This window comes from Streptomyces sp. NPDC005791 (assembly GCF_042871485.1).
GTDB lineage: Bacteria > Actinomycetota > Actinomycetes > Streptomycetales > Streptomycetaceae > Streptomyces.
The window spans coordinates 364949-380478 of the sequence record NZ_JBIAIP010000005.1 but is presented as its reverse complement, the minus strand read 5'-3'; the positions used below and the strand labels follow the sequence as shown (position 1 = coordinate 380478).

The following is a 15530-nucleotide window of genomic DNA, read 5'->3' as shown; positions in this document are numbered from 1 at the left end:
TTCTCTTCCTTCTACAGGGCGTCGTCGTCGGCGACGAGGTCGTCGAGCGCCAGGGTGATCAGGCTCTCGGCGTCCATCGCGTCGATCGCGGGGCGGCTGGGCGCGTCGTTCGCGGACTGCTCCCGCTCGGGGCGCAGCCCGGCGAGTTCGAGCAGGCTGTCCAGCAGTCCGGCCTCGCGGAGTCTGGCCACCGGGAGGGCGGCCAGCGCGGCGCGGACGGTGTCCTCCTCGCGCGGGGCCTCGGCGGCGGACGGCGCCAGTTCGCCGGCGAGGTGGTCGGTGAGGGCAGCCGGGCTCGGGTGGTCGAAGACGAGCGTGGCGGACAGCCGCAGCCCGGTCGCCTCGTTGAGCCGGTTGCGGAACTCGACGGCGGTCAGTGAGTCGAAGCCGAGGTCCTTGAAGGGGAGATCCGCCTCGAACTCCTCTGTCCCGAGCACCTGCCGGGCCTCGTCCCGCACCAGTTCGAGCAGCCGGGTGGTGCGCTCCTCGGGGGTACGGGCGGCCAGCTCACGGCGGAGCGCCGCCGAGGCCACGGACGCGGTGGCACCGGTACGGCGGGGAGCGCGCACCAGGCCGCGCAGCAGCGGGGCTGTACGACCGGCGTCGCTCGGGGCGCTCAGGTCGAGGCGGGCGGGCAGCAGGACCGGCTCCTCGCGTCCCACGGCGGTGTCGAACAGGGTCAGGCCCGCCGCCGTGTCGAGGGTGAGCACGCCCCCGGACGCCATGCGGCGCGCGTCGGTGTCGCCGAGGCGGTCGGCCATGCCTCCGCTGCCCGCCCAGGCTCCCCAGGCGAGCGAGACGCCGGGCAGCCCGAGGGCGACCCGGTGTGCGGCGAGGGCGTCGAGGAAGGCGTTGCCCGCGGCGTAGGCGGCCTGGCCCGGGCTGCCGAACAGGCCGGCCGCGGACGAGAACAGCGCGAACGCGGTCAGCGGGCGGTCGGCGGTGAGTTCGTGCAGATGCCAGGCGGCGTCCAGCTTGGGCTTCAGCACCGTGTCGAGTCGCTCCGGCGTCAGCGAGGTGAGGACGCCGTCGGCCAGGACACCGGCGGTGTGCACCACCGCGGTGACGGGGTGGTCGTCCAGCACCTGGGCGAGGGCTGCGCGGTCGGACGCGTCGCAGGCGACGAGGGTGACGTCCGCACCCAGGGCGGTCAGTTCCTCCTGGAGTTCCCCGGCTCCGGGGGCGTCGGATCCGGCGCGGCTGAGCAGGACGAGCCGCGTGGCGCCGTGCTGCGTGACCAGGTGGCGGGCCACCTCCCGGCCGAGAGCGCCGGTGCCGCCGGTGATCAGTACGGTGCCCGTCCAGTCGGCCGGGACGTGCCCGTCCCGGCGCGGGGCGCGGACGAGGCGCGGGGCACTCACCGTGCCCTTGCGGAGCGCCAGTTGGGGTTCGCCCGAGGCGACGGCGGAGGGCAGCAGACGGCGTGACGCGTCGGTGTCGTCGAGGTCGGCGAGGACGATCCTGTCGGGGTGCTCGGACTGGGCCGAGCGGATCAGGCCCCATGCGGCGGCGGCGCCGGGGTCGGTGATCTCGGCGGGATCCGGGCCGGCGGCCCCTCGGGTGGTGACGACGAGGCCGGTGGCGGCGAACCGCTCGTCGGCCAGCCAGTCCCGAACCAGGGCGAGCACCCGCCGGGCTCCGGCCCGGATCTCCTCGGGAGCCCGTCCGCCGGGGTGCGGGACGACCAGGGTGTCAGGGGCCTGGGCCGCGGCCTCCGGCAGTCCGGTGACGCTCGCGACCTCCGCGACCTCCCCGGCCAGCGCGGCGGTCAGGTCCTCGTGGCCGGAGCCGAGGACGGCCCAACGGCCGGCCTGCGGTGCGGTCGGAACGGCGACGGGCACCCAGTCGAGGGCGAACAGGTCCTCGTGCCCGCCCGTGGCCTTCGCCGCGATCCGCGCGGGGTCGACCTCCCGCAGCGTCAGCGACGCGACCCGGACCACGGGCCGGCCGCCGGCGTCGGCGGCGTCGATCCGTACGGCGCCGGATCCCAACGGCGCGATCCGCACCCGCAGGGCCGTCGCGCCCACTGCGTACAGTTCGACGCCGTTCCAGGCGAACGGCAGCGCCATCCGCTCCGGGGCCCCGGCGCGCAGTCCGATGGCGTGCAGCGCGGAGTCCAGGAGCGCCGGGTGCAGTCCGAAGGGGACGCCGTCGGTGTCGACGGCGACCTCGGCGTACACCTCGTCGCCCAGGCGCCAGGCGGCGCGCAGCCCCTGGAATCGGGGCCCGTACTCGGCGCCCAGAGCGGCGAGCCGGCCGTAGACGTCGTCCAGGTCGACGGATTCGGCGCCGGGCGGCGGCCAGGACGTCAGGTCGGGGGCGGGCGCCGGGGCCACGGGGCGCAGCACGCCGGTGGCGTGGACGGTCCACGGGTCGTCGTCGGCCGCCGCGGCGTACACGGTGAAGGTGCGTACGCCGGTGGTGTCCGGTTCGCCGACGGTGCACTGGAGGCGGACGCTGCCGTGCTCGGGCAGCACCAGCGGTTCGGCGACGGTCAGTTCCTCCACCACGGGGCAGTCCAGGCGTGCCCCGGCGGCCAGGGCCATCTCGACGTACGCCGAGCCCGGCAGCAGGGGTACGCCGCCGACGGCGTGGTCGGCCAGCCACGGCTGGGCGGAGAGCGAGAGCCGGCCGGTGTGCAGGGCCGCGTCGGCGTCGGCGCGTTCGACGGCGGCACCCAGCAGCGGGTGGCCGACGGCGGGTCCGGGCTGCCCCGGGTCGCCGGTCATCCAGTAACGGTCGCGCTGGAAGGCGTAGGTGGGCAGGTCCGAGCCGTCGCGGTGGGGCAGCAGGCCCGTCCAGTCGACGGTGACGCCGTGCACGTGCAGCGCGGCGAGCCCGGTGACCAGGGCCTCGGTCTCCTCGCGGTCCTTGCGCTGGAGCGCGACGACGGGGGCCGTGTCCTCGGGCAGGCAGTCACCGGCTGCGGCGGTGAGCGCGCTGCCGGGTCCCACCTCGGCGAAGTGCCGGGCGCCCGCGTCGTGCAGGGCGGACACGGCATCGGCGAAACGGACCGCCTCGCGGGCGTGCCGTACCCAGTAGTCGGGGGTGGACAGTTCGTCGGCGGCCACGGGGGCGCCGGTGACGGTGGACACCAGCGGGATGCGCAGTGATCCGTACGACAGCGACTCGGCGACCTCGCGGAACTCCTCGAGCATCGGTTCCATCAGGGCCGAGTGGAAGGCGTGGCTGACGGCCAGTTCCTTGCTCCGGTCGAAACGGGCCGCGAGCGCGCGGGCGGGGCCGGCCGGACCGGAGACCACCACGGAGTCGGGTCCGTTGACGGCGGCGAGGCCGACTCCGTCCCCGAGCAGCGGCGCGACCTCGTCCTCTCCGGCGCGTACGGCGATCATGACGCCGCCTGCGGGGAGCGCCTGCATCAGACGGCCCCGGGCGGCGACGAGCCGGCAGGCGTCCTGGAGGCCGAGGACACCAGCCACGTGGGCGGCGGCGAACTCGCCGACGGAGTGCCCGGCGAGCAGGTCCGGCCGGACGCCGAACGACTCCAGCAGCCGGAACAGGGCCACCTCGAAGGCGAACAGGGCCGGCTGGGTGTACTCGGTGCGCTCCAGCAGTTCCGCGGAGCCCAGGACGTCGCCGAGCGGCCGGTCCAGGACCGGGTCCAGGTGGGCGCGGACCTCGTCGAAGGCGGTGGCGAAGGCGGGGAACGCGGCAGCGAGCCGGGAGCCCATGCCGGGCAGTTGGGACCCCTGGCCGGAGAAGAGCAGGGCCAGCTTGCCGTCGGTCGCGGGACCGGCCGTACCGGCCGGGGGTGTGCGTCCCTCGGCCAGTGCCCGCAGGCCGGCGGTCAGGTCCTCGCGGGTGTGCCCGACGACTGCGGCGCGGTGGCCGAGTGCGGTACGGGCGTGGGCGAGGGCTCCGGCGATCCGGTGCGGACCGGCGTCCGGGTGGCCGGCCAGGTGGTCCAGCAGCCGGCCGGCCTGGGCGCGCAGCGCCTGGGGCGTGTGACCGGACAGCAGCCACGGCACCGCATCCGTCGCGGGTACGGCGGGCGGCGTGGCGGGGGCGGGTGGCGCGGCGGGCGGTGCCTCGACGATCACGTGGGCGTTGGTGCCGGAGATGCCGAAGGAGGAGATGCCCGCGCGGCGCGGGCGGCCCGGGTCCGGCCACGGCAGGGACTCGGTCAGCGGGCGGACGTTGCCGCCCTCCCACTCCACGTGCCGGGAGGGCCGGTCGATGCCGAGGCTGGCCGGCAGGGTCTCGTGGTGGATCGCCTGGACCATCTTGATGACGCCGGCGACGCCGGCGGCGGCCTGGGTGTGGCCCAGGTTCGACTTGACCGAGCCGAGCCACAGCGGGCGTTCCTCGGTGTGCTCCGCGCCGTAGGTGGCGATCAGGGCCTGGGCCTCGATGGGGTCGCCGAGGGTGGTGCCGGTGCCGTGGGCCTCGACGACGTCGACGTCCGCCGCAGCGACGCCCGCCGCTTCCAGGGCGCGGCGGATGACGCGCTGCTGGGCGGGGCCGTTGGGGGCGGTGATGCCGTTGGAGGCACCGTCCTGGTTGACGGCGGTGCCTCGGAGCACGGCGAGGATCGTCCGGCCGTTGCGGCGGGCGTCGCTGAGCCGCTCCAGCAGCAGCACGCCCGCTCCCTCCCCGAAGCCGGTGCCGTCCGCGGCGTCGGCGAAGGGGCGGCAGCGGCCGTCGCTGGAGAGACCCCGGTGCCGGCTGAACTCCACGAACGTGCCGGGGGTGGCCATGACGGTCACTCCCCCGGCCAGGGCGAGCGAGCATTCGCCCTGGCGCAGCGCCTGCGCGGCCAGGTGCAGGGCCACCAGTGAGGAGGAGCAGGCGGTGTCGACGGACAGGGTCGGCCCTTCGAGGCCCAAGGTGTACGCGACCCGGCCGGAGACGACGCTCCCGGAGCCGAAGCTGCCGAAGTAGTCGTGGTACATGACGCCGGCGAAGACACCGGTGTCGGAGCCGCGCAGGGTGGCCGGGTCGATGGAGGCCCGCTCCAGTGCCTCCCAGGAGGTCTCCAGCAGCAGCCGCTGCTGGGGGTCGGTGACGAGGGCCTCCTCCTCGTCCATGGCGAAGAACGCCGGGTCGAAGTCGGCCGCGCCGTACAGGAAGGCGCCGTGCCGGGTGTAGCTGGTGCCCGGCCGGTCCAGGGTCGGGTCGTGGAGGGTCTCGACGTCCCAGCCACGGTCGGCGGGGAACTCTCCTACCGCGTCACGGCCTTCGGCCACCAGGCGCCACAGCTCCTCCGGGGAGGAGACGTCGCCGGGGAAGCGGCAGCCCATGCCGACGATGGCGATGGGTTCGTCGTCGGCGGCGCGTGCCGTGGGGGCGGGTGCGGCCCGGTCGAGGGCACCGGTCAGTTCGCCCAGCAGGAACCGCGCGAGTTCCGCCGGGGTGGGGTGGTCGAAGACCAGGGTGGCGGGCAGTCGCAGTCCGGTCGCGGCGGCGAGTCCGTTGCGCAGTTCGACGGCGGCCAGCGAGTCGAAGCCCAGCTCCCTGAAGGGCAGCGTGCGGCCGACGTCCTGGGCGGAGCGGTATCCGAGGATGGTGGCGACCCGGCTCTGCACGAGTTCGGTGAGGAACGGTTCCCGCTCCGGCTCCAGCAGCGCGGTGAGCCGGTCACGCAGCGAGTCCGCGCCGCCCGGGGCCGCCGCGTGTCCGGCGGTGGCGCGGCGTACGGGTACCAGTCCGCGGAAGAGCGGGGCCAGGGCGTCCCCCTGGCCGCGCAGCGCGGCGGTGTCCAGCCGGACCGGCAGGACGACGGGTTCGGTGCCGCGCAGGGCGGCGTCGAACAGGGTGAGTCCCTCCTCGGTCGGCAGCGGGGCGACACCGCCGCGGGCGATGCGCGCCCGGTCGTTCTCGTCGAGGGTGCCGGTCATGCCGCTCGCCTGTTCCCACAGGCCCCAGGCCAGGGAGTGTGCGGGCAGGCCGTGGGAGTGCCGGTGGGCGGCGAGAGCGTCGAGGTAGGCGTTCGCGGCGGCGTAGTTGCCCTGGCCCGGGGAGCCGAGGGTGGCGGCGGAGGAGGAGAAGAGCACGAACGCCGACAGACCGAGGTCCGCGGTGAGTTCGTGCAGGTTCCAGGCGGCGTCGACCTTGGGCCGGAAGACCGTGTCGACGCGTTCGGGGGTGAGTGAGTCGAGTACGCCGTCGGCGAGGACGCCGGCCGCGTGGATCACGGCGGTCAGCGGCCGGTCGGCTGGGATCTCGGCCAGCACCCGGGCGAGTGCGTCGCGGTCGGCGGCGTCACAGGCGACCCCGGTGACCTCGGCGCCCAGTTCGGTCAGCTCGGTGATCAAGCCGGCGTCGGCGCCGCTCCGGCTGAGCAGCAGCAGGTGGCGCACATCGCGGCGGCCGGCCAGGTGACGGGCGATGATCCCGCCGAGGGCGCCGGTCGCGCCGGTCAGCAGGACGGTGCCGGTGCCCAGGCCGGAGTCGGTGGGGTCGGTGCCTTCGGCGTCCGGGGCGGTGGCCACGGCGGCCGTGTCCGGAACGCGGGCCAGGCGCGGCAGGTACCAGGCGCCGTCGCGCAGGGCCAGGTGCGGTTCGCCACCGGCGACGGCCTCGGCGAGACGGTCAGGGCCGGGGTCCGCCTCGCTCTCGACCAGGACGATGCGGCCGGGGTTCTCGGACTGGGCCGAGCGGACCAGCCCGCCGACCGCGGCGCCGGCCGGGTCGGTGCCGGTGACGACGACGAGGGGGCTGTCGCCGCCCTGTTCGTCGGCGAGCCGGTCACGCAGCCCGTCCAGGACGGCGGCGACGGCGGCGCGTGTCCCGGTGGCGTCGACGCCCGCGGGGGCGTGGAGCACCTCCCCGTCCCACGGTGTGTGCGCGGTCCCCTCGGGGGCCGCCGGTGCGGGGATCCAGTCGACGCGGTGCAGTGCGCCGGACCCGGCGGACCGGGCGGCCGCGTCCACCAGGTCGGTACGCAGCGGGCGCAGGGTGAGGGAGCCGACGGTGGCGACGGGGGCGCCGGCCGGGTCGGCGAACGTGAGGGCGACGGTGCCCTCGCCGGTGGCGCGGACCTTCACGCGCAGCGCGGTGGCCCCGGTGGCGTGCAGCCGTACTCCGGACCAGGCGAACGGCAGCAGCGCCTGGTCGGCGGCGGCGTCGGTGAGTCCGACGGTGTGCAGGGCGGCGTCGGAGAGGGCCGGGTGCAGCCCGAAGCCGTCGACGGGTGCGTCGGTGGCGACCTCGGCGTACACGGCGTCCTGGGTGCGCCAGGCGGCGCGCAGGCCCTGGAACAGCGGGCCGTAGCCGAGTCCGAGGGCGGCGAGTTCGTCGTACAGGCCGTCGAGGGGAACAGGTTCGGCGTCGTGCGGCGGCCAGGAGGTGAGTGGTTCGACGTCGACCGGGAGGGTACCGGTCGGCGCGAGCAGCCCGTCGGCGTGCCGGGTCCAGGGCAGTTCCTCGTCGGCGCTCTCGGGACGGGACCACAGGGTCAGCGGGCGGGTCGCGCCGTCGGGCGGGCCGACGACGGCCTGGAGCTGGACGGCACCGTGGTCGGGCAGGACCAGCGGGGCGTGGAGGGTGAGCTCGGCCAGGTCGCCGCAGCCGACCTGGTCGCCCGCGCGCAGGGCGAGTTCGAGGTGTCCGGTGCCGGGGAACAGCAGCCGGTCCCCGACCCGGTGGTCGTTCAGCCAGGGGTGCGTGCCCGCCGAGAGGCGGCCGGTGAGGACGGCCTCCTCGCTGCCGGCCCGTGCCATGGCGGCGCCGAGCAGGGAGTGGTCGGTGGCCGCGAGCCCGGCGGAGGTGACGTCGGCGCCGGTGGTGGTGCTGTCGAGCCAGTACCACTCGCGCTGGAAGGCGTACGCGGGCAGGGGGACGAGGCGGGCGTGGCGTCCCTCGGCGACCGCGGCCCAGTCGACCACAGCACCGTGGGTGAATGCCTCACCGAGGGCGACGAGCAGCCGGTCCCGGCCGCCCTCGTCGCGGCGGAGCGAGCCGACGGCGGCGACCGCGTCGTCGGTCTCCTGGATACCGACGGTCAGCACCGGGTGCGGGCTGGACTCCACGAACAGGGTGTGGCCGTTGGCGACGGCGCCGCGCACCGCCTGCTCGAACAGCACGGTGCCGCGGAGGTTGGTGTACCAGTACTCGGCGCCGAGTTCGGCGGTGTCGATCGGCGCGCCGGTGACGGTGGAGTAGAACGGCACGTCGGTGCTGCGCGGTTCGATGCCTGCCAGGTCCTCGGCGAGGCGTGCGCGCAGGGACTCGACGTGTGAGCTGTGCGAGGCGTAGTCCACGGGCAGCCGTTTGGCGCGTACCTTCTCGGCGCGCAGCCGCTCGAGGAGCTCGTCGAGTGCGTCGGAGTCACCGGAGACGACCGTGGAGGCGGTGCCGTTGACCGCGGCGACCGACAACCGGCCGTCCCAGTCGGCGAGCCGGGCGCGGACCGTGTCGGCGCCCTCGCCCACGGACATCATGCCGCCGGAGCCGGACAGCAGCTCGGCGATGGCCTGGGAGCGCAGGGCGACCACGCGCGCGCCGTCCGCCAGGGAGAGCGCTCCGACCGCGCAGGCGGCGGCGATCTCGCCCTGGGAGTGACCGATGACCGCGGCCGGGGCGACGCCGTAGCCGCTCCAGGTGTGCGCCAGGGACACCATCACCGCCCACAGCAGGGGCTGGACGACGTCGACCCGGTCGAGCCCACCGCGCAGTTCCGCCGCGAAGTCCCAGTCGATGTACGGCTCCAGGGCCGCGGCGCACTCGTCCATGCGGGCCGCGAACGCCGGAGATCCGGCGAGGAGTTCCGTGGCCATGCCGGACCACTGCGAGCCCTGGCCGGGGAAGACGAAGACGGGCCGGGCCCGTCCGGTGGCGGTGCCCTCGGCGAGGTCGCGGGCGGAGCCGCCGTCGGCCAGTGCGGTGAGCGCCGCGCGCAGTGCGGCGGCGTCGGTGCCGGTGAGGGCGGCACGGTGCGCGAAGTGGGCACGGCTGGTGGCCAGCGACCAGCCGACGTCCCGGGGGTCGAGTCCGGGGTGTGCGTCGAGGTGGCCGAGCAGCGCGGCGGCCTGTCCGGCGAGCGCGGCGGGCGACTTCGCCGTCAGCAGCCACGGGACGGCGGGTCCCGGGGCGGCGTCGGAGCCCGGTGCCGCGACGGGCTCCGTGGCTGCCGGGGCCTGTTCGAGGATGACGTGGGCGTTGGTGCCGCTGATCCCGAAGGACGACACCCCGGCCCGGCGTGGCCGGCCGGTCTGCGGCCAGGCCCGTTCCTCGGTCAGCAGGCGCACCTGCCCGGCCTCCCAGTCGACCTTGCCGGACGGCTCGTCGACGTGCAGGGTCCTGGGCAGGCTGCCGTGCCGCATCGCCATGACCATCTTGATCACACCGGCGACCCCGGCCGCGGCCTGGGTGTGTCCCATGTTGGACTTGACCGACCCCAGCCACAGCGGCCGGTCCTCGGGCCGGCCCTGGCCGTAGGTGGCCAGCAGCGCCTGCGCCTCGATGGGGTCGCCGAGGGTCGTACCGGTGCCGTGCGCCTCCACCACGTCGACGTCGGCGGTGGTGAGGCGGGCGTTCTCCAGGGCCTGGAGGATGACGCGTTCCTGGGAGGGGCCGTTGGGCGCGGTCAGGCCGTTGGAGGCACCGTCCTGGTTGACGGCGGTGCCGCGGACGACGGCGAGGACCGGGTGGCCGTTGCGGCGGGCGTCCGAGAGACGTTCCACCACCAGCACGCCGACACCCTCGCCCCACACGGTGCCGCCGGCCGCGTCGGCGAACGCGCGGGTACGGGCGTCGGGGGCGAGGGCGCCCTGCCGGCTGAACTCGATGAAGGTCTCCGGCGTGGCCATGACGGCGACACCACCGACCAGCGCGAGGGACGACTCGCCCTGGCGCAGCGACTGCCCGGCCAGGTGGAGCGCCACCAGCGACGAGGAGCAGGCGGTGTCGACGGACAGCGAGGGGCCTTCCAGGCCGAGGGTGTAGGCGACCCTGCCGGAGATGATGCTGCCGGAGCCGAAGCTGCCGAAGTAGTCGTGGTACTGCACGCCCGCGAACACGCCGGTCGGGCTGCCCTTGAGGGAGTGCGGGTCGATGCCCGCGTGCTCCAGCGCCTCCCAGGACGCCTCCAGCAGCAGACGCTGCTGCGGGTCGGTGACGAGCGCTTCCTTGGGGCTGATGCCGAAGAACGCGGCGTCGAAGTCGCCCGCGTCGTAGAGGAACCCGCCCTCCCCGACGTACGAGGTGTCGGGGCGCTGCCGGGCGGGGTCGACGATGCGGTCGACGTCCCAGCCGCGGTTGGCGGGGAACGGGGCGATGGCGTCGGTCCCGTCGGCGACCAGCCGCCACAGGTCCTGCGGTGTGCGGACGTCGCCCGGGTAGCGGCAGGCCATGCCGACGATCGCCAGCGGCTCGTCGGCGCGGGCCCGTCCGGTGCGCCGGGTGCGGCGCACGGCTCCGTCGGCTCCGGCGACCAGGGTCGCGAGGTGGGTGGCGAGCGCCTCGGGCGAGGGGTGGTCGAAGACGAGGGTGGCGGGCAGCCGCTGCCCCGTCTCGGCGGACAGGGAGTTGCGCAGTTCGATCGCGGCGAGCGAGTCGAAGCCGAGGTCCTTGAAGGCCCGGTCGGTCTCCACGGTGTCCGGTCCGGCGTGCCCGAGGACGGCGGCGACATGGGCGCGGACGGTGTGCAGCAGGGCCTCGGCCCGCTCGGTCCCACCGAGGGCGGCCATGCGCTCGGCGAATCCGGAGCCGGTGTCCTCGGCGGCGGCCTCGCGGCGCACCGGACGCCCTGCCAGGGCACGGAGTACGGGAGCGAGTTCGCCGCCCTGGGCGCGCAGCGCGGACAGGTTCAGGCGTACGGGGGCCACCGCGGGGCGGCCGGTGCTCAGTGCCCGGTCGAACAGGGCGGTGCCCTCCTCGGCGGACAGGGGGATCATGCCGCCGCGGGACATGCGGGCGAGGTCGGCCTCGTCCAGGGCGCCGGTCATGCCACCGGTCGGGGCCCAGGGCCCCCAGGCCAGGGCGAGGGCGGGCGAGCCGTTCGCGTCGCGGTGGGCTGCGAGCGCGTCGAGGCAGGCGTTGGCGGCGGCGTAGTTGCCCTGTCCCGGTGCGCCGACGGTGCCGGCGACGGAGGAGAACAGCACGAAGGCGGACAGGGCGTGATCACGGGTCAGCTCGTGCAGGTGGAGGGCGCCGAGTGCCTTCGGTGCGAGTACGGCGTCGAGGCGCTCGGGCGTCAGTGAGGACACCACCCCGTCGTCGAGGACACCCGCCGCGTGCACGACCCCGGTGAGCGGACGGTCCTTTCCGATGCCGGCGAGGAGTGCGGCGAGGGCGTCGCGGTCGGCGACGTCGCAGGCGTGCACGGTGGCGCTCGCGCCGAGCGCGTTGAGTTCCGCCACGAGCTCGTCGGCGCGGCCGCCTCGGCTGACCAGGGCGAGGTGACGCACGCCGTGGGCGGTGACCAGATGCCGGGCGAGTACGGGGCCGAGTCCGCCGGTGGCGCCGGTCAGCAGGACGGTTCCCTCGGGGTCGAGGGCCGGGCCCGCCGCGTCCTCGACCGGCTCGGCGCGTACCAGCCGGGCCGCGTGGGCGGCGCCGGAACGTACGGCGACCTGTGGCTCGCCGGTGGCGAGGACCGCGGGCAGCAGGGTGTGGGGGTCGGTGCCGGGTTCGAGGTCGAGCAGGACGCATCGGCCGGGGCTCTCGGACTGCGCGGAGCGCGCCAGGCCCCACACCGCCGCGCCGGCCAGGTCGGGCGCGTCCTCGCCCGCGGTGGAGACGGCGCCCCGGGTGACGACGGCCAGCGGTCGGGGGTCGTCGTCCTGGAGGGCGACGAGCGCGGTGTGCACCGCGGCGCGCACCGCCTCGGCGTCGGAGCCGGACGGGACCTCCAGCAGGCGGTGCTCGGCGGCGGGGGCGTCGTGGTCGAGCGCCAGCGGCTGCCAGTCGAGGGCGAACAGCGCCTCGGCGACGGTGTCCTGCTCGCCGCGCAGCCGGGTCAGCGGGCGGGAGGCCAGGGAGTCGACGGTGGCGACGGGAGCGCCGGTGGCGTCGGCCAGGTCGACGGCGAAGGCGTGGTCGCCGGCGGGCGTCATACGGGCCCGCAGGACCGAGGCGCCCACGGCGTGCAGGGTGACGCCGGCGAACATGAACGGCAGTCGGGCGGTGTCGTCACCGGATCCGTCGCCGAGCAGGGCCAGGGAGTGCAGGGCGGCGTCGAAGGCCGCGGGATGGAGGCCGAAGCGGGGGGCGTCGGCGGCCGGCCGCTCCGGAAGGCGGACCTCGGCGTACACCGCGTCGCCGTCCCGCCAGGCGGCGGTCAGCGCGCGGAAGGTGGGCCCGTAGTCGAGGCCCGCCGCGGCGTGCCGCTCGTACAGGCCGGTGAGGTCGAGCTCCTCGGCGTCCTGCGGCGGCCAGACGTCCAGCCGGGCGCCGGGGACCGCGGTGCCGTCGGCGAGCAGACCGGAGGCGTGCAGGGTCCAGGGTTCGTCGGCGGCCGGGTTCTCGGCGCGCGCGTAGATCTGGACCGTGCGGGCACCTGCCGGGTCGGGGGTGCCGACGGCGACCTGGACGCGGATGCCGTCGGCGGGCGGCAGCACCAGCGGTATCTCCAGGGCCAGTTCTTCCAGCCGTCCGCAGCCGACCTGGTCGCCGGCGCGGACCGCGAGTTCCACCATGGCGGTGCCGGGGACGACGACGGAGCCGCCGACGACGTGGTCGGCGAGCCAGGGGTGGGTGCGCACGGACAGCCGGCCGGTCAGGACCGCGCCGTCGGAGTCGGCGAGCACGGTGGCGGCGCCGAGCAGCGGGTGGTCGGCGGAGTCCAGTCCGGCGGACCCCACGTCGCCGACCGGGTCGGCCGTCTCGGGCCAGAACCGCTCGCGCTGGAAGGCCGTGGTGGGCAGGTCGACGGTGCGGGCCCCGGTGAACAGCTTCTCCCAGCGCACGCCTGCGCCGCCGGTGTGCAGCTGGGCCAGGGCGGTGAGCAGGGTCTCGGTCTCGTCCCGTCCGCGGCGGGTGGCGGCGGCCAGGACGGCGTCGTCGGCGGCGGGCTCGTCCTCGGTGACGGCCAGGCACTCGCGGGCCATGGCGGTCAGTACCGCGTCGGGGCCGATCTCCAGGAAACGGGTGACGCCCTCGGCGGCGAGGGCGCGGATCCCGTCGTGGAAGCGGACGGCCTCGCGCACGTGCCGTACCCAGTACTCGGGAGTGCCGAGGTCCTGGGTGGCGAGCCGCCCGGTGACGTTGGACACCACGGGGACCGTCGCCCGGTGGTAGGTCAGGGACGACACCACGGACCGGAACTCGTCCAGCATCGGTTCCATCAGCGGGGAGTGGAAGGCGTGCGACACCTTCAGCCGGCGGCTCTTCTCGAACCGCGCGGCGACCGCCTCGGCCTCGGCGGCGTCGCCGGAGATCACGACGGAGTCCGGCCCGTTGACGGCGGCCACGCCGACCCCGTCGGTGAGCAGGGGGCGGACGGCCTCCTCGGTGGCGCGCAGGGCGATCATGGCGCCGCCCTCGGGGAGGGCCTGCATGAGCCGGCCGCGCGCGACCACCAGCGTGGTGGCGTCCGCCAGGTCCAGTACGCCCGCGACGTGGGCGGCGGCGATCTCGCCGATGGAGTGGCCCGCGAGGTAGTCGGGGGTCAGGCCCCAGGACTCCACCAGCCGGTAGAGCGCGACCTCGAAGGCGAACAGCGCGGTCTGGGTGCGGGCCGTGCGGTTCAGCGGCTCGGGATCGTCGCCGAGGACCAGCTCGCGCAGGTCCGCGTCGCCGGTCAGTTCGCAGATCTCGTCGAAGACGCGGGCGAAGACCGGGAAGTGGGTGTGCAGTTCGCGGCCCATTCCGGGGCGCTGGGAGCCCTGGCCGGTGAACAGGAAGGCCGTCTGGCCCTTGCGGACGCGGCCGAGCGCGGTGGCACGGCCGCCCTCGGCGACGCGGGTCACCGCGTCGAGCAGCGTGTCCCGGCCGGCGCCGAGGACCACGGCCCGGTACGGGTGGGCGGTGCGGGTGACGGCCAGCGAGTGCGCCACGTCCACGGGGTCGGCGTCGGTGACGGCCTCGGCCAGGCGGGCGGCCTGCTCCCGCAGCGCTCGTTCGGTGCGGCCGGAGAGCACCCACGGCACCAGCGGCGGCGCGGTGCGCGGCGCGGGTGCCTCGACGGGTTCCTCGGCTGCCTCCTCGGCGGGCGCCTCTTCCAGGATGGTGTGGGCGTTGGTGCCGCTCGCCCCGAAGGAGGAGACCGCGGCACGCCGCGGGCGCCCGGGGTCGGTCCAGGGGCGGTTGGCGGTCAGCAGGCGGACGTTGCCCTGGCTCCAGTCGACCTTGGCGGACGGCTCCTCGGCGTGCAGGCTCCGCGGCAGCACGCCGTGCCGCATCGCCATGACGACCTTGATGATCCCGGCGACGCCCGCGGCGGCCTGGGTGTGGCCGATGTTGGACTTGACCGAGCCCAGCCACAGCGGTGCGTCCTGCGGCCGGTCCTGCCCGTAGGTGGCGAGCAGGGCCTGAGCCTCGATGGGGTCGCCGAGTGTGGTGCCGGTGCCGTGCGCCTCCAGCAGGTCGACGTCGGCCGGGGTGAGCTGAGCGCCGGCCAGCGCGGCACGTACGACCCGCTGCTGCGAGGGGCCGTTGGGTGCGGTCAGGCCGTTGGAGGCACCGTCCTGGTTGACGGCCGAACCCTTGATGACGGCGAGGACCTCGTGGCCGTTGCGGCGGGCGTCGCTCAGCCGCTCCAGCAGGAGCATGCCGGCGCCCTCGCCCCAGCCGGTGCCGTCGGCCGAGTCCGCGAAGGACTTGCAGCGGCCGTCCGGGGCGAGGCCCCGCTGGCGGCTGAAGGCGACGAAGGAGTTGGGGGTGGACATGACCGTGGCGCCGCCCGCTAGGGCGAGGGTGCACTCCTTGCCGCGCAGCGCCTGTACGGCGAGGTGCACCGCGACGAGCGCCGACGAGCAGGCGGTGTCGATGGTGACGGCCGGTCCCTCGAGGCCGAGGGTGTAGGAGATCCGGCCGGAGATCACGGCGGCCAGGGCGCCGGTGCCGAGCGCGGCCTCGGAGTCCTGCGGCATCCGCGCCAACAGGTCACGGTAGTCTTGGCCGTTGGTGCCGGCGAACACCCCGACCCGGGCGCCGTGCACCGAGTCGGGGGCGATACGGGCACGTTCCAGTGCCTCCCACGACACCTCCAGCAGCAGACGCTGCTGGGGGTCCATCGCGACGGCCTCCCGAGGGCTGATGCCGAAGAAGTCCGGCTCGAACCCCGCGGCATCGCTCAGGAAGCCGCCGCGCGTGGAGTACGTCTTCCCCGTGGCGTCCGGGTCCGGGTCGTACAGCGCGTCGGCGTCCCAGCCGCGGTCCCCGGGGAACTCCCCGATGGCGTCGGTGCCCTCGTGGACCAGTTGCCAGAACTCCTCGGGGGTGGTGACCCCGCCGGGGAACCGGCAGCTCATTCCGACGATGGCGATGGGTTCCCGGTCCTGGGTCTCCACCTCACGCAGCCGCTGGCGGGTCTGGTGCAGATCGGCGGAGACCCGCTTGAGGTAGGAGAGCAGCTTTTCGTCGTTGTTCATCGGGTGTCGCCACTCCTGTGCGAAGAGGTGAACTGC

General features: G+C 75.4%; 1 protein-coding gene. It reads right to left on the bottom strand.

Annotation, left to right across the window (positions count from 1 at the left end):
* Positions 1–11 precede the first annotated feature (11 nt).
* On the bottom strand, positions 12–15494 hold the full coding sequence (locus ACFYSH_RS13185) for a type I polyketide synthase (RefSeq protein WP_359478141.1): 15483 nt from the start codon (positions 15492–15494) through the stop codon (positions 12–14).
* Positions 15495–15530: the final 36 nt, after the last annotated feature.

Bases quoted from the DNA above. Each gene is read 5' to 3' on its own strand.
- ACFYSH_RS13185 (WP_359478141.1), bottom strand. From the start codon at position 15,494: ATGAACAACGACGAAAAGCTGCTCTCCTACCTCAAGCGGGTCTCCGCC.